Raw genomic sequence first — 15,807 nt, forward strand, 5'->3', positions numbered from 1 at the left:
GGGCACAACACCCCCGGGATCCGGCGCATGAACCGCACCTACGCCCTCGATGGAGGCTGATCCCCATGTCCGCAGTCAACGACCGCTACGAGTCCGCCGTTGCCCGCTACCTCGAGGCGTGGAACGCCGGTGACCCCGAGACCCTGACCAAGGCGGTCGCCGCCGCCTGGACCCCGGACGGCAGCTACACCGACCCGCTGGTCGAGGTCAGCGGCCACGAGCAGCTCGTCGCCGCGATCTCGGGAGCGCAGGCGCAGTTCCCGGGCTTCTCCTTCAAGCTGTCGGGCACGGTCGACGGGCACCACGACATCGCCCGCTTCACCTGGGAGCTGGTGAACGGGGCCGACGGCTCGGCGCCCGTCGCGGGCTTCGACGTGCTCAAGCTGGACGACGACGGTCGCATCCTCACCGTCCACGGTTTCCTGGACCGCGTTCCGGCGGGCGCGGTCTAGGAGGACACCTCACCGGGTGGCAGGGGTGGCTCGATGGCTAGCGTTCGCAGCCTTCCGAGCCACCCGGCGCACCGGTCTCACCGGTCTCGGCACCCTTCGTCTCGGGTGCCTTCAGGCTGAGGGCCAGCGCGTCGTCCGCGACATCGGCGACGACCGTGTCACCCGGGTTGAGCGCGCCTTCGAGCAGCATGTTCGACAGCCGGTTGTCGAGTTCGGACTGGATCGTGCGGCGCAACGGCCGGGCCCCGAACTCGGGTTGGTAGCCGCGGTCGGCCAGCCAGTCCTTGGCCGCCTCGGTGACCTCCAGGCCGATCCGCTGGGCGTGCAGCCTGCGCCGACTGCCCTCCAGGAGCAGGTCGACGATCCGCACCAACTCCTCGCGGCCCAGCGCGTGGAAGACGATGACCTCGTCGATCCGGTTGAGGAACTCGGGGCGGAAGTGCGCCTGGAGGTCCGCCATCAGATCGTCCCTGATCTCCTCGACGTCACCCCGGTGGTCCAGGATGCGCTTCGAGGCGATGTTGCTGGTCATGATGACGACGGTGTTGCGGAAGTCCACCGTGCGCCCCTTGGCGTCGGTGAGCCGTCCGTCGTCCAGGACCTGCAACAGCAGGTTGAACACGTCCCGATGGGCCTTCTCCACCTCGTCGAACAGCACGACGCTGTACGGCTTGCGGCGCACCGCCTCGGTGAGCTGCCCTGCCTCCTCGTAGCCGACGTAGCCGGGCGGGGAGCCGATGAGGCGCGAGACGGTGTGCTTCTCCTGGAACTCGCTCATGTCGAAGCGGACCATCCGGTCGGGGTCGCCGAAGAGGAGTTCCGCCAGCGCCTTGGCGAGTTCCGTCTTGCCGACCCCCGTGGGGCCGAGGAAGAGGAAGCTGCCGGTGGGCCGGTCGGGGTCGCCCATACCGGCCCGGCCACGGCGAACGGCCTGGGAGACGGCGGTGACCGCCTGGTCCTGCCCGATGATCCGCTCGTGCAGGACCTCCTCCAGCTTCAACAGCCGCTCGCGCTCGGTCTCGGTGAGCTGGGAGACCGGGATGCCGGTGCGCGCGGAGAGCACCTCGGCGATGTCCTCGGGCGTGACGGCGGGCGTCGGTTCCCCGCCTTCGCCGACCGCGCCGAGCCGCTCCTCCAACTCGCCCACCTCGCGCTTGAGTTCGGCCGCGCGCTCGAAGTCCTCAGTGCTGACCGCCTCGTCCTTCTCGCGGCGCAGCCGGGTGAGCCGGTCCTCCAGCTCGGCGGTCTCGGTGGAGCCGCCGACACTGCGCAGCCCGACCCGGGCACCGGCCTGGTCCATGAGATCGATGGCCTTGTCGGGCAGGAACCGGTCGCTGAGATAGCGGTCGGAGAGGGCGGCCGCGGCGTCCAACGCCTCGTCGGTGTACCGGACTTGATGGTGGGCCTCGTACGAGTCGCGCAGCCCGCGCAGGATCTCGACCGTCTCCTCGACGCTGGGCTCGGGCACCATGACCGGCTGGAAGCGGCGTTCGAGCGCGGCGTCCTTCTCGATGTGCTTGCGGTACTCGTCGATGGTGGTGGCGCCGACGACACTGAGGTCACCGCGGGCCAGCGCGGGCTTGAGGATGTTGCCCGCGTCCATGGAGCCCTCGCCGGTGGCACCCGCCCCGACGACCGTGTGCAGCTCGTCCAGGAAGAGGATGATGCCCTTCTTGGCCTGGGTGACCTCCTCGATGACCTTCTTCAGCCGCTCCTCGAACTGGCCCCGGTACTGCGCCCCGGCGACCAGCCCGGCCATGTCGAGCGCGACGACCCGGCGGTCGCGCAGCGCCTTGGGGACCTCTCCGGCGACGACGCGCTGCGCCAGCCCCTCGACGATCGCCGTCTTGCCGACGCCGGGGTCGCCGATGAGCACCGGGTTGTTCTTGGTCCGGCGGGAGAGGACCTCGATGGTCTGCTCGATCTCGTCGGCCCGGCCGACCACGGGGTCGAGGTGGCCGCCGCGCGCCTCGTCGGTGAGATCCCGCCCGTACTGGTCGAGCGTCGGGGTGTCGGGATGAGCGCTGTCCGTCCGCCCGTCCCGGGCCGCCCCGCCGATCGTGCCGGGCGAGGCACCCTCGGCCCGCAGCGTCCGGGTGAGCGGGGAGCGCGGATCCTCCAGCAGCGCGGCGAGGATGTGCTCGGGGCCGATGTAGGAGGCACCGGCCGCCTGGGAGCGGGCGTGGGCGGCGAGCAGGGCGCGCTTGGCCGCCGGGGTGAGCGCGGGCTCTCCGGTACCGGTCCCGGTGGGCAGCGACTCCTGGAGCTCGGCGGCGAGCCGGTCCGGGTCCGCGCCGGCCTGCTCCAGGATCTGGCGGGCGGTCGGCACCTGGGTGGCGGCCCACAGCAGATGCACGGTGTCGAGATCGGACCCGTCCTCGGCGGCCCGGCCCCCGGCGGCGGCGAGCAGCTCCTGCGAGGAGTCGCTGAGGAGACGGCCGATGGGGACGCGCTGCACGGCCGGTGGCGAGGTCGCCGGGCTCATGCCGAAGAAGCGGTTGAAGAGGTCGGAGAACGGGTCGCCCGACCCGAAGGGTGAGATCGTCACGGTTGACCACCCGTCCGGCGGGCGACACACGGCCGCGCGGCGCCCGCCGTAGTCGATTGCCCCTACCCCGACCAGTCTTCGCCAGGTCACGCAAGGGCACAACCGCACCCCGTACGAGGCGGCCGACCCATAGATGATCGGCCACCCGCCTCTCTACGGCACGAACGAACGCGTCACGACCGCACGAGCGAACGCGTCACGGCCTGATGATCGCGTCGATCCGCGCCAGTTCCTCCGCGTCGAAGTCCAGGTTGCGTATCGCCGCGACGCTGTCCTCCAGTTGCTCCGGGCTGCTCGCACCGACGAGGGCCGAGGTCACCCGTCCCCCGCGCAGCACCCAGGCCAGGGCCAACTGCGCCAGCGACTGGCCGCGCGACTTGGCGATCTCGTCGAGCGCGCGCAGCTTGCCCACGAGTTCCTCGGTGAGTGTGTCGGCACTGAGGAACGGACTCTCGCTCGCGGCCCGCGAGCCCGCCGGTATCCCGTCGAGGTAGCGGCCCGTCAACAGCCCCTGTGCCAACGGCGAGAAGACGATGGAGCCGACCTGAAGCTCCTCCAGCGCGTCGAGCAGCCCTTCGTCCTCCGGGGCGCGGTCGAGCATCGAGTAGCGCGGCTGGTGGATCAGCAGCGGGGTGCCCAACTCCCCCAGGATGCGGGCGGCTTCACGCGTCTGCTGCGGCGAGTAGTTGGAGATGCCGACGTAGAGCGCCTTGCCCTGCTGAACCGCCGTGTGCAGGGCGCCCATCGTCTCCTCCAGCGGGGTCTGGGGATCGGGGCGGTGCGAGTAGAAGATGTCGACGTAGTCGAGGCCCATCCGCTTCAGGCTCTGGTCGAGCGAGGAGAGCAGGTACTTGCGGGAGCCCCATTCGCCGTACGGGCCCGGCCACATGAGGTAGCCGGCCTTGGTGGAGATGACCAACTCGTCACGGTAGGACGCGAAGTCCGCCTTCAGCGCGTCGCCGAAGGCGGACTCGGCGGCGCCGGGCGGCGGGCCGTAGTTGTTGGCCAGGTCGAAGTGGGTGACGCCGAGGTCGAAGGCGCGGCGCAGGGTCTGCCGCTGTGTCCGCACCGGGCGGTCGGGGCCGAAGTTGTGCCACAGCCCGAGCGACAGCGCGGGCAGCTTCAGACCGCTGCGTCCGGTGCGACGGTAGGGCATGGCCTCGTAGCGGGCGGGATCTGCCGTGTACAACATGCGCTCCAGATAGGACGTTTCAGGACGACGCCCCACTCTCGCCTGCCACCCGCACACCAGTCCAGTCGTCGCCCCACATCCGACCGACGCGACGCGCGTCCGGGCGGCGCCCGGGGCCGCGATGGGTGAAGCTGGAGCCATGCATGCCAAGGACATCCTCATCGACGCGTACGGCCGCATCCGGGAAGAAGTCCATGCCGCCGTCGACGGTCTCGGGCCGGAGGAGCTGAACGCCCGGCCCACCGACGAGACCAACTCCCTCGCGTGGCTCGTCTGGCATCTCACCCGGGTCCAGGACGATCACGTCGCCGATGCCGCGGGCCTGGACCAGGTCTGGCTCGCGCAGGGCTGGGAGCGGCGCTTCGGGCTCGGTCTGCCCCGGCAGGACACGGGGTACGGCCACGACCCGCACAAGGTCGCCAAGGTACGGGTGGAGTCGGGCGATCTGCTCACCGGCTACTACGACGCCGTGCACGAGCAGACGCTCGGCTTCCTGCGCGGGCTACAGGCCAAGGACCTCGAGCGTGTCGTGGACGAGGGCTGGGACCCGCCGGTCACCCTCGGCGTACGCCTGGTCAGCGTCCTGTCCGACGATCTCCAGCACGTCGGCCAGGCCGCCTATGCGCGGGGGCTGCTCCAGAGCGCCGTCCCGTAGCGGACCCGCTACGGCGCGGCGCTCGGTCGGCACGGCGGGTGATGCCATGCTCTGCGGCATGGCACATGACTACGCGGCCACGGCGCTGACCATCGGCCACAAGGACCCCGAGCTGAACGAACGCCTGTCCCAAGGACTGGACGAGATCAACTTCCCCGCCACCGGGACCACCGCCGCCGACGAGGGCACGCTCTCGGTGAAGGCCGTCGACGGCGGTGGTGAACTCATCGGGGGCCTGTCCGCCTGGACTTGGGGCGGCTTGCTGGGCATCGAGATGCTCTGGGTCCGCAAGGAGAGCCGCAGGGAAGGGTGGGGAAGCAAGCTCCTTCTCGCCGCCGAGGAAGAGGCGCGACGACGCGGCTGCGACCGTGTGTGCGTGTCGTCGTTCACGTTCCAGGCGCCGGAGTTCTACCAACGCCACGGATACGTCGAGACCGGCAGGACCCCGGGCATCCCCGGCGGGGCGGAGGACGTCCATATGTACAAGGACCTGAACGGGGACCTGACCTGATGATGTACGAGGACCTGACCCGCTGACGGACGCCTGACAGGAAGCCGTACGGGCGAGGGCCCCGCCCCTCAGTGGCACCCCGCGTCGCTCCCGGCGTTCCCGGGTTCCAGCAGGTCGCGCAGGACGCGCTCGTCGTCCTCGCTCAACTGGGCGACGAAGCGCGCCAGCACGGTGTGCCGGTCGCCGCCCCGGTCCAGCTCGGTGTGCATACGGCGCGCGGTGAGCCCATGGGCGTCCTGGACGGGCAGGTAGGCATAGCCACGGCCCTGGCGCCTGCGGTCGACGGCACCCTTCGCGCGCAGCCGGAACAGGATCGTCGCCACCGTCGTACGGGCGAGACCGGCCCCGAGGCTGCGCTGCACCTGGCCGGGGGTCTGGGGGGCGTCCGCGGCCCACAGGGCGGCCATGACACCGGCCTCCAGCTCGCCCGCCGGGCGCCGCTCGCCCTTCGCTTCGGTCATGGAAACCCTTCCTTCGCCTGCCGTCGCCACACCCCCTGTAGAGCGTCTACAGAAGAGTAGTCTCCGGGGTCCGGGCGGCGGCCCCACGACACGGCGGGCCGACATGGATGTCGGCCCGCCGCTGTGTCCCGCTCGTCACTTCACGACTTCACATCGGTCACTTCACGTTGAGCGCCGTGTCGTCGATGACGAAGGACGTCTGGAGCTTGGAGCCCTCGGTGCCGGTGAACTTGACCGTGACGGTCTGCCCGGCGTAGCCGCTGAGGTCGAAGCTGCGCTGGGTGTAGCCGGAGGCCGCGTCGAGGTTGGAGTACGTGGCCAGGGTGCCGAGGACCGTGCCGGAGGAGTTGAGAACCTGGACGCTGAGCTTGTCGTACGCCGTGCTGGTCGTCGTCTCCGCGGTGTCGATGTGCAGGGCGAAGTTCAGGGTCGCGGCGCAGCCGGAGGGGATGGTCACCGGCTGGGAGAGCGTGTCGGTGGCGGCGGAGCCGTGGCCGCCGAGCCGGGCGTAGTACGAGCCGGTGCGGGCGGCTTCCCCGGTCGCATTGGTGATGACACCGCTGCTCGCGTTCCAGACGGTGTTGCCGGACTCGAAGCCGTTGTTGCCGAGGAGTTGGGCCGCGGTGCAGGAGGTGGAGCCGCCACCACCGCCGCTGCTGCCGCCCGTCCCGGCGAGCCAGGCGGTGGCGTTGAGGGCGAGAGCGGCGTTGGTGGCTCCGGAGTCGTTCCAGCCGTCGTAGAGCGTGTTGCCGGACTGGCCGGTGCCGTCGTCGATGGGCGAGCTGTCGCCCCAGAACGCGACCCGGCCGCTGCCGAAGGTGCTGGTGAGGAAGAAGGCACCCGTGTTGCCGGAGTAACCGGTGCGGTAGACCAGGCCCTTGACGGAGGAGTTGTCGGAGGGCTTGAGCGTGGCGGTGGTGCCGCTGGCGATCAGGCTCTTGGTGACGGTGCCGAAGGAGCCGTGCAGGACCGGGTCACCGCTGTCGCTGATGGCGGTGGGGTAGTCGGAGCTGATGTTCTGCACGTCGATGGAGAAGCCGAACGGGTCGGTGGAGTCGACGCTGTTGTTGGTCATCAGGTCGTTGAGGATCTTGACCGAGTCGGCGCCGTCGTTGTTGCGGTCGGAGCCGTTGTGATCGGAGATCATGAAGAGGCCGCCGCCGTTCTTGACGAACGTCATGATGGCGGTCTTCTCGGCCGTGGTGAACAGCGTGTTGGGCTCGGGCAGGACGAGCGTGTCGAAGTTCGACAGATCGGTCGCGGACGAGCCGCCGTAGGCGAGGCTGGAGCCCGAAGGCAGCGTCTTCAGGCTGTAGTCGCCCGTCTTCTGGAGGGCGACGCCCCAGGAGGAGAGCGCCCCGGTCCAGTCCTTCTCGGCGGACGGGGAGGGGTTCTGGCCGAGGGGGTCGGGCTGGCTGGTGGAGATGATCCAGTCGGCGTTGCCCGCGGTCTCGGCGTGGGCGTTGTCGAACAGGACGCGGTGAGTGGCGGCCGTGGCCGCGTGCGCGGGTGGCGCCGCCGCGGTCGCCTGGACGGCGGCGCCCGCGGTGAGCAGGCCGAACACGGCGAGGGCCGTGGTGAGTCCGCGGCGGGACCTGGCGAGTGTGTGCATCCGACGGACCTCCGTATGAGGAAGTGGGGGGAAGGAACGGTGCGGGTGCCGAGTCTTCGCGCGAAGGGCCGCAGAAGGACCACATCGGCGGTCTGCGCGCGTAGACATCTCTTCATACGCCGCCTGGATGACGGCCGGTTGAACGGTACATGGCAGACGTAGGGATGAACAGGAGAGATGGAACAGGAGAGTTACTCGCCCTCGCCTGGTCCACGACGAGATCCCGACTGGACCATGCCCAGTCCACGAGGACATAAGTACAAGACCGGCGGCCGACAGTCCCCTCACCATGCCCGGTATGAGCGAACACAGCACAGAGTTCTCACACGGGATGCATGTCGTCCACGACGGCCCTCGGCAGGCGCCGCCCCTGTTGCTCATCCATGGCTCGGGTGCCGCGGGCACGTACTGGAACCCGGTGCTCCCGGCACTCACCCGCCACCATCACGTCATCCGGATCGACCTCCCCGGCTGCGGCCAGTCCCCGCCCGCGACGTCGTACGACGTACCCGTGCAGGCGGGCCGGGTGGCGGCGCTGCTCGACGACCTCGGTCTTCGCCCCGTCACCGTGGCCGGGCACTCCAGCGGCGGCTACCTCGCCACCGCGCTCGCCGAACAGCGCCCCGACCTGGCGAGGTCACTCGCGCTGATCAGCAGTGGCCCCAGTCTCGACGCCCTCCTCCCCCAACCGCTCCTGCTGCGCGCCCTGTTGACCCCGCCCCTCGGCCCGCTCCTCTGGGCGGCGCGTTCGGATGCGATGATCCGCGGGCAGTTCGACAGGATCTGCGCGCGCCCCGTGGACGTACCGGACGACGTGGTCGCCGATCTACGGAGAACCACCTACCCCGCGCTCAGGAAGGTGCTGCGCCGCAGTGCCGCGTACCTCACCGAGCGGACCCTGCCCGCGCGTCTCGCCGTCCTCGACGTCCCCGTGCTGGTGATCTTCGGCGCCGCCGAGCCCCGCTACGCACCCTCCTCGGTGCACCAGTACGACGCGGTGCCGAACGCCCGGATCGAAGTGCTGCCCGGGGTAGGGCACTTGCCCATGTTCGAAGCACCCGACGTGACAAGCGAGTTGCTCCTGGACTTCGCCGCGAGGGCCACGGAGATTCCGCCCATCGCCCCCTGAGACCTAGGCTGTTGACATGACGTCGGCTGGGAGGCCCTTCGACTGGGCGTTGGCGGAGGTCGCGGTCCCGCGACCGTCTGGACACCTGCCGGGGGTGCGCATGGCCGGGTTCGGCCACCGCGTCCCCGCGACCGTGGACATCGCCATGGTCGCGCACCCGTCCGTCGCCCTGCTCATCGACCTGAGCGAGACAGCGGGCCTCGTCTACCGCACACCCGACCGGCACGGGCGCGGCAGCGTCGCCGTCGGGCTCCATCCCGGCGAGTTCTGGGCAGGCGCTCTCATGGGCGAATGCCTCCAGATCCGCCTTGAGCCGGTCGCGGCGGCCGCCCTGTTCGGCGCGTCGGCCGAGCTGAGCGGGACGGCGGTCGCCTTCGAGGACGTCTGGGGCCGCGACGCCGGGCGGGACGAGGACAGGCTGCGTGCCGCCGCGTCATGGGACGAGCGGTTCGCGATCGCTGCGGAGCTCCTCGGCCGCAGGCTGGGCACCCGCCGACCGGTCGACCCGGAGGTCGCCCACGCCTGGCGGCGGATGCGCACCGGTCGGGGACGCGTGCGGGTCGACCGGCTGGCGTACGAGGTCGGGTGGAGCCGTACGCGGCTGTCGGCCCGCTTCCGCTCCCAGCTCGGCATCACGCCCAAGCACGCCGCACGACTGGTGCGGTTCGACCACGCGGCCCACCTGCTCGCGGCCGGGCACGCCCCCGCCGGGGTCGCCGCCGAGAGCGGCTACGTCGACCAGTCCCATCTCCACCGCGAGGTCAAGGCGTTCACCGGGCTCACGCCCACGGCCGTGGCCGTCGCGCCATGGCTCGCGATCGACGACATCGCGTGGCCGACGGGCGGTCCGCAGGTCGCCCCGGCCCGGCGACCGGGAGGATAGGGCACCTCCGTACGCCCCGCCCGCCCGCGGGCGGGCCACCGACGGCCCGCCTATGGTGAGTCGAAGGGCCGTCGCCGGTATTCGCGGCCGGGGCGCCCTGGGAGGCACCATGCAGCCCATGCGCAGACGCCGTGCCCTCACCACGGCGGCGGCCACGACCGCGGCGCTGGCCCTGTGGGGCACGGCGCTTCCGTCGGCGGTCGCGACCGACGGCGACCCCGACCGTGCGCTGTCCCGCTTCTACCACCAGAAGATCTCCTGGTCCGCCTGTAAGGGCGAGGACATGGCGAAGGACATGGAGTGCGGGAAGGTGACCGTGCCCCTCGACTACACGCACCCCTCCGCCGGAACCCTCGACCTGGCGCTGGCCCGCCTCCCGGCGACCGGCAAGCCCCAGGGGTCGCTCCTGCTGAACTTCGGCGGCCCCGGCCAGCCGGGCCTTCCCCAACTGGCCGCGTCCCAAGGGGCGTTCTCGGACCTGACGACGTCCTACGACGTGGTGACGTTCGACCCGCGCGGGGTCGGCAGGTCCTCGCCCGTGAGCTGTGGAGAGAACACGGACGGGGTGGGTGTCCCCGTCGGCGGCAGCGATCCCCGGGCCGCCCTGCGGCAGATACGGAAGCTGGCCGAGCAGTGCGCCCGGCACTCCGGGCCCGTCCTGCCCCACATGGGGACCGTCAACGTCTCCCGCGACCTGGACGTGATGCGCCAGGCGCTCGGCGACAAGAAGCTGAACTACCTCGGCTTCTCGTACGGCACACGCCTGGGCGCGGTGTACGCGGCCCAGTTCCCCACGAAGGTGGGCCGGATGGCGCTCGACGGGGTGGACACACTCACCGAGTCCCTGGCGGAACAGGGCCTCACCGCCGCCCGCGGGCAGCAGGCCGCCCTGGACGATTTCCTCGACTGGTGCGTCAAGAACAGCTCCTGCCCGTTCGGGCACGACGCGCACGCGGCCCGGAAGCAGGTGGTCCGGCTGGTCGACTCGCTGGACGAGAACCCCGTACCGACCGCTCTGGGCGCGCCGTTCTCCGGGCAGGACCTGGTCACCGGGATCGGGCAGGCCCTGTTCAGCAAGAACCTGTGGCCGGCGCTGGAGCAGGCGCTGGACCAGCTCGTGAAGGAGCACGACCCCAGCGGGATCATGCGCTTCTCCGGCGGCGGGGTGGCCCTGCCGCCCGCCGCCGCGCCCGGCGGCAGACTCGTCGACCCCGCGGACGTACCCGACGACAACCTCCCCGCCGCGCTGCTGGCCGTCAACTGCGCCGACGACCCGGACCGGCCGAGCGCCGACCACCTCGTCAAGGACCTCGACCGGCTGCGGGGCGCGTACGAGAAGGCCTCCCCGGTGTTCGGTCCGCACCGGCTCTCGCAGGTGCTGATGTGCTACGGGCGCCCTCGGGGCACCGAGTTCATCCGGACGAAGGTGAAGGACGTCCACACCGCGAAGATGCTGCTCGTCGGCACCCGCGGGGACCCGGCGACCCCGTACCGCTGGACGCAGGAGACCGCGAAGCGGCTCGGTCCGTCGGCGGTGGTGCTCGACAACCGGGGCGAGGGCCACACCGGGTACCCGGCCTCCGCCTGCGTCCACGCGAAGGTGAACGCCTTCCTCCTCGACGGCACCCTGCCGTCCGGAGGCAGCACCTGCGGCCCGGAGCGACCCTCCTGAGGCCGCGGCCTCACCCGATGGACACCTCGGGCTTGTAGAGGTCCAGCCACAGCGCCAGGTCCAGGGTCCGTTCGAGACTGCGGCGGGAGCCCTGGGTGGTCTGGGGGTTGTCGGGGTGGGCGGCCCGGCGCACCTGTTCCCGGTCGACCAGGTCGAAGACCGGGTGCGAGGGGCGGGCGAGGAGGTCCTTGACGTGCGCCTGGAGCGCGATCGCGTACTTGGGGTCCTGGGTCGAGGGATAGGGGGACTTGACCCGGTCGTAGACGGACTTCGGGATCAGGTCCGCCGTCGCCTCCCGCAGCAGGCTCTTCTCCCGGCCGTCGAAGGACTTCACGGACCAGGGGGCGTTGTAGACGTACTCGACGAGCCGGTGGTCGCAGTACGGCACGCGTACCTCCAGCCCGACGGCCATACTCGCGCGGTCCTTGCGGTCGAGCAGGATCCGTACGAAGCGGGTCAGATGGAGGTGGCAGATCTGCCGCATCCGGTACTCGAAGTCGCTCTCGCCGTCCAGGCGCCGGATGCCCGCCACGGCGCCGCGGTAGCTGTCGGCGATGTAGCCGCGCAGGTCCAGGGCCTCGGTCAGCGCGGGGCTGAGAACGCCGACGTCGTCGCCGAAGTCCCGGCGGAAGCGCACGAGCCAGGGGAAGGTGGCGGCGCGGCGGGCCTCCTCGTCGAAGAACTGCTGGTAGCCGCCGAAGACCTCGTCCGCGGACTCCCCGGAGAGCGCGACCGTGGAGCGCTCGCGGATCGACTGGAACAGCAGGTAGAGCGAGGTGTCCATGTCGCCGAAGCCCATCGGCAGGTCGCGGGCGCGGATCACCTTGGACCGTGCGTCGAGGTCGGCGAGGGCCTCCGCGTCCAGGACGATGTCCTGGTGGTCGGTGCCGCTGGCGCGGGCCACGTCGTGCACGAACGGGGTGTCGGGGGTGGCGCGCAGGTCGTCGGCGACGAAGTTGTCGGTCTGCCCGACGAAGTCCACCGCGAAGCTGCGTACCTTCTCGCCCTGCTCGGCGAGCTGCCGCGCGGCCAGGGCGGTCATCGCGGAGGAGTCCAGGCCGCCCGAGAGCAGCGTGCAGCGGGGCACGTCGGCGACGAGCTGGCGGCGCACGATGTCCTCCAGCAGCGAGCGGACGGTGGCGATGCTGGTGGCGCGGTCGTCGGCGTGCGGCCGGGTCTCCAGCCGCCAGTAGACCCGGCGGTGCAGGCCCTGGCGGTCGACGGTGACGACGGTGCCCGGTTCCACCTCGTACATGCCGTCCCACACGGCGTGTCCGGGTGTCTTGATCATCGCGAACAGTTCCCGCAGCCCGTCCAGGGTCACCCGGGCGCGGGCCAGCGGGTTGGCGAGGATCGCCTTGGGCTCGGAGCCGAAGAGGACGCCGTCGGGGGTCGGGTAGTAGTAGAAGGGCTTGATGCCCATGCGGTCGCGGACCATGACGAGCTTGTCGTGGCGGCTGTCCCAGAGGGCGAAGGCGTACATGCCGTTGAGCCGCTCGGCGAGCGCGTCGCCCCACTCGAGGTAGGCGCGCAGGACCACCTCGGTGTCGGAGTCGGTGGTGAAGCGATGCCCTCGGTCGGTCAGCTCGCGGCGCAGCTCGGTGAAGTTGTACGCCTCTCCGGAGTAGACGAGCGCGACGGTGCCGTCCGGGGTCTGCGCGCTCATGGGCTGGCGCCCGCCGGTCAGGTCGATGATCGCGAGCCTGCGGTGTCCGAGGGCCGCGGGGCCTTCGATCCAGGTGCCGCGGTCGTCGGGGCCCCGGCAGGCCATGGTCTCCGTCATGACGTCCACGGTCGCTGTCTCGGTCCGCAGATCACGGTCGTAGGAGACCCAGCCGGTGATGCCGCACATGCGTTACCTCCCGGTCCTGTCCACCGGGAACACCGCGCTCACCTGCGGCTTCACCAAGCCGTCGGCCGAGCAGTCGACTGCTCCGGGCAAACAGTTGTATCCAGCAGCTATATATCGAGCGTCCGTCACGCACGCGGGGAGGTCAACTCGGCCGGACCCCGGCCCGACCCCGCCACACCCCCTGTTTCGGCCGCGCTTTACGCGGTGTGTACGCACCGATCGGCTCTCTGACCGCTCTCCGACGTGAGGGGGGCCGTCGCATCTCGGCCATGGGCAAAGAGTTCGTACGGGCTCCTTCCCGTACGGCTTCAGAACTCGACGGGGTCACGGACGATCGGGCAGGTCATGCAGTGCCCGCCACCCCGGCCCCGGCCCAGCTCCGCGCCGACGATGGTGACGACGTCCACCCCCGCCCCGCGCAGCAGCGCGTTGGTCTGGGTGTTGCGGTCGTAGGTGAAGACCACGCCCGGCTCCACCGCGACCGCGTTGTTGCCGCTGTCCCACTGCTGGCGCTCGGAGGCGTACACATCGCCGCCCGTCTCGACCACCCGCAGTCCGGGCAGGCCGAGCGCCTTGGCGACCACGTCCACGAAGGGGCGCGCGCCCTCGTCGGCGCACACGAGGCCCGGGGCCCTGTCGGCGGGCCGCAGGGAGAAGGTGCGGACGCCGTCCATGATGGCCGGGTACAGCGTCACCAGGTCCCGGTCGGCGAAGGTGAACACGGTGTCGAGGTGCATGGCCGAGCGCAGCTTCGGCAGGCCCGCCACGATGACGTGTTCGGCGGCACCGGCCGCAAACAGGGCCGCGGCGACCTGGGTGATGGCCTGCCGTGAGGTGCGCTCGCTCATGCCCATCAGGACGACGCCGCCGCCGACCGGCATGATGTCCCCGCCTTCGAACGTGGCCTGGCCCCAGTCGAGTTCGGGGTCGCCCCACCAGACGGTGGAGTCCGCGAAGTCGGGGTGGAAGGTGTAGACGGCCTTCATCAGCAGGGTCTCGTCATGGCGGGCGGGCCAGTACAGCGGGTTGAGGGTGACTCCGCCGTACAGCCAACACGTGGTGTCACGGGTGTAGAGGGTGTTGGGCAGCGGCGGCATCAGATACTCGCGCGCGTCGGGCGCCTCGCGGGCCAGGGTGAGCGGGCCGGTGCGGTAGTCGTCGGGCAGGTCGGTGGTCGCGAGGCCGCCGATCAGGTACTCGGCGAGCCGTGCGGGGGCGAGGGACTCCAGGAAGGCGCGCGTGGTGTCGACCAGTCCGAGGCCGACCTCGTTCGCGGTGATCTTCCGGTCCAGCAGCCAGTCCCGCGCTCCGGGGACGGCCATGGTCTGCGCGAGCAGGTCGTGCAGCTCCACCACCTCGACGCCGCGCCCGCGCAACTCGCCGACGAACGCGGCGTGGTCGCGCTGGGCGTTCTCCACCCACATCACGTCGTCGAAGAGCAGTTCTTCGGCGTTGGTGGGCGTCAGCCTGCGATGGGCGAGACCGGGCGCGCAGACGAGCACCTTGCGCAGCCGGCCGACCTCGGAGTGGACGCCGTACGCGGGGCGGGTGTCCTGTTCGGTCACATCTCGCACATCTCGACTCTAGGGCCTGTTGCGAAAGTCCCGCATTGCCCCAAATGCCTTATCCGTGAATCGGCCCTATCGTGCTGCTATGGAGCACGATCTGAGTCCCGCGACCCTCGCCGAGCTGCGGCGGCCCCGCAACTACCCCGCGGTGTCCGTGCTGACGCCGACCCACCGCCGCGAGCCCGACAACGCCCAGGATCCGGTCCGGCTGCGCAATGTGGTGGCCGAGGCCAAGAAGCAGCTCGAGGCCGATCCCGGGGTCACCCGGGAGCGGCGCACCGATGTCGTCAAGCAGCTCGAGCAGGCCCTCACGGAGGTGGATCTGGCCCACGCGGAGGACGGCCTGGTCATCTTCGCCGCGCCGGGCGAGCACCAGGTGTGGTCACTGGCGCGTACGGTGCCCGAGCGCGTGGTGCTCGCGGACACCTTCCTGACCCGCAACCTCGTCTCCGCGCAGGCCGCCGAGCGGCCGTTCTGGGTGCTGTCGGTCTCGGCCGACCGGGTCACGCTGTGGAACGGCGGCGCCGAACGCGTCGCCGAGGACCGCATCGGGGCCTTCCCGATGTCCAGGAGCCGCGAGAACTTCGACGCCGAGCGCCAGGAGCAGATCGGCGATCTGCCGAGCGCCTTCCGTGACGAGGGCACCCGCCACTTCCTGCGGGACGCCGACACGGCGATGCAGGCGGTGCTGCGCGAGCACCCGCGTCCGCTGTACATCACCGGCGAACCGGCGGCGCTGTCCTGCCTCGACGAGGTCGGCACCCTCGCCAAGGACGCCGTCCAGGTGCCGCACGGCGGTCTCGCCCACGGCACCCCCGACGCCGTGTGGCAGGCGATCCAGCCCGTGATCGAGGCCCAGGACCGCAAGGAGGTCGACACGGTCAGCCGCGAGCTGGTGGCGGCCCGCGGCCGCAAGACGTTCGCCGCGGGGGTGGACGAGGTCTGGCAGAACGCCTCCGACGGCCGCATCCGGCTCCTCGCGGTCGAGGAGAACTACCGCGTGACGGTGCGCGACGACGCCGGTGACCATCTGGTACCGGCCGAGAGCGGCGATCTCGACGCACGCGAGGACATCGTGGACGAGATCGTGGAGCGCTGCCTGGACACGGGCGCGGAGGTCCGCTTCGTCCCGGACGGGACGCTGGGTGACGCCCAGGGGATCGCCGGGGTGCTGCGCTACTGAGGACACGGGCCACGGAGACACCGGCCGCTCGAAGGTGCCGGTCACACCCCGGCGGGCCGGTGGCATATGCCAAAGGCATCACCGGATCG

General features: G+C 70.9%; 13 protein-coding genes. 7 read left to right on the forward strand and 6 right to left on the reverse strand.

Translation table 11 applies throughout. The annotated features are described in order from the left end of the window. Nucleotides 1-65 precede the first annotated feature (65 nt). Nucleotides 66-452, forward strand: a complete 387-nt coding sequence (locus ACZ60T_RS02870) for a nuclear transport factor 2 family protein (RefSeq protein ID WP_365630280.1) — start codon at nucleotides 66-68, stop codon at nucleotides 450-452. Between the two features lie 37 nt (nucleotides 453-489). Here ACZ60T_RS02870 and ACZ60T_RS02875 read toward each other — a convergent pair whose 3' ends face one another. Both ACZ60T_RS02875 and mgrA read right to left on the reverse strand, forming a co-directional pair. Beyond that, nucleotides 490-3,000: an ATP-dependent Clp protease ATP-binding subunit gene (locus ACZ60T_RS02875; RefSeq protein WP_469663874.1), complete on the reverse strand. Its 2,511-nt coding sequence runs from the start codon at nucleotides 2,998-3,000 to the stop codon at nucleotides 490-492. A gap of 196 nt (nucleotides 3,001-3,196) precedes the next feature. Further along, complete coding sequence (gene mgrA / locus ACZ60T_RS02880) at nucleotides 3,197-4,189, reverse strand: L-glyceraldehyde 3-phosphate reductase (protein WP_469664737.1); 993 nt, start codon at nucleotides 4,187-4,189, stop codon at nucleotides 3,197-3,199. A 142-nt stretch (nucleotides 4,190-4,331) separates the two neighbouring features. Here mgrA and ACZ60T_RS02885 point away from each other — a divergent pair, with 142 nt between their 5' ends. Together ACZ60T_RS02885 and ACZ60T_RS02890 are read left to right on the forward strand one after the other, a co-directional pair. Continuing rightward, entirely contained in the window at nucleotides 4,332-4,847 is a 516-nt protein-coding gene (locus tag ACZ60T_RS02885; protein ID WP_365630274.1) for a mycothiol transferase, read from the forward strand. Between the two features lie 58 nt (nucleotides 4,848-4,905). Beyond that, nucleotides 4,906-5,358 carry a GNAT family N-acetyltransferase gene (locus tag ACZ60T_RS02890; RefSeq protein WP_365630271.1) on the forward strand — a complete coding sequence of 151 codons (453 nt, stop codon included), beginning with the start codon at nucleotides 4,906-4,908 and terminating at the stop codon, nucleotides 5,356-5,358. Between the two features lie 68 nt (nucleotides 5,359-5,426). On the opposite strand, the gene ACZ60T_RS02895 is transcribed toward ACZ60T_RS02890, so the two are convergent. Together ACZ60T_RS02895 and ACZ60T_RS02900 are read right to left on the reverse strand one after the other, a co-directional pair. Beyond that, nucleotides 5,427-5,819 (reverse strand): BlaI/MecI/CopY family transcriptional regulator, encoded by a 393-nt coding sequence (locus tag ACZ60T_RS02895; RefSeq protein ID WP_469663876.1) that lies wholly within the window; start codon nucleotides 5,817-5,819, stop codon nucleotides 5,427-5,429. 157 nt (nucleotides 5,820-5,976) lie between these two features. Further along, nucleotides 5,977-7,431, reverse strand: coding sequence for a hydrolase (locus tag ACZ60T_RS02900; RefSeq protein ID WP_469663878.1), 1,455 nt, complete (start codon nucleotides 7,429-7,431; stop codon nucleotides 5,977-5,979). Between the two features lie 298 nt (nucleotides 7,432-7,729). Between ACZ60T_RS02900 and ACZ60T_RS02905 the strand changes: the two genes are divergently transcribed. From ACZ60T_RS02905 to ACZ60T_RS02915, 3 genes are all read left to right on the forward strand, one after another. Continuing rightward, complete coding sequence (locus tag ACZ60T_RS02905; protein ID WP_469663880.1) at nucleotides 7,730-8,560, forward strand: alpha/beta fold hydrolase; 831 nt, start codon at nucleotides 7,730-7,732, stop codon at nucleotides 8,558-8,560. Between the two features lie 16 nt (nucleotides 8,561-8,576). Further along, entirely contained in the window at nucleotides 8,577-9,443 is an 867-nt protein-coding gene (locus ACZ60T_RS02910) for a helix-turn-helix domain-containing protein (RefSeq protein WP_469663882.1), read from the forward strand. 109 nt (nucleotides 9,444-9,552) lie between these two features. Next, complete coding sequence (locus ACZ60T_RS02915; RefSeq protein WP_469663884.1) at nucleotides 9,553-11,115, forward strand: alpha/beta hydrolase; 1,563 nt, start codon at nucleotides 9,553-9,555, stop codon at nucleotides 11,113-11,115. Between the two features lie 10 nt (nucleotides 11,116-11,125). On the opposite strand, the gene asnB is transcribed toward ACZ60T_RS02915, so the two are convergent. Both asnB and ACZ60T_RS02925 read right to left on the reverse strand, forming a co-directional pair. After that, nucleotides 11,126-12,967, reverse strand: a complete 1,842-nt coding sequence (asnB, locus tag ACZ60T_RS02920) for an asparagine synthase (glutamine-hydrolyzing) (RefSeq protein WP_469663886.1) — start codon at nucleotides 12,965-12,967, stop codon at nucleotides 11,126-11,128. A 308-nt stretch (nucleotides 12,968-13,275) separates the two neighbouring features. Next, the gene (locus ACZ60T_RS02925; protein WP_469664739.1) at nucleotides 13,276-14,532 is read right to left on the reverse strand and encodes an arginine deiminase; all 1,257 of its coding nucleotides are present in this window, start codon (nucleotides 14,530-14,532) and stop codon (nucleotides 13,276-13,278) included. Between the two features lie 88 nt (nucleotides 14,533-14,620). Here ACZ60T_RS02925 and ACZ60T_RS02930 point away from each other — a divergent pair, with 88 nt between their 5' ends. Further along, nucleotides 14,621-15,718, forward strand: coding sequence for a baeRF3 domain-containing protein (locus ACZ60T_RS02930; RefSeq protein ID WP_365630250.1), 1,098 nt, complete (start codon nucleotides 14,621-14,623; stop codon nucleotides 15,716-15,718). The last annotated feature ends 89 nt before the right edge of the window (nucleotides 15,719-15,807 follow it).

It is taken from the genome of Streptomyces sp. NPDC104371, assembly GCF_055583785.1.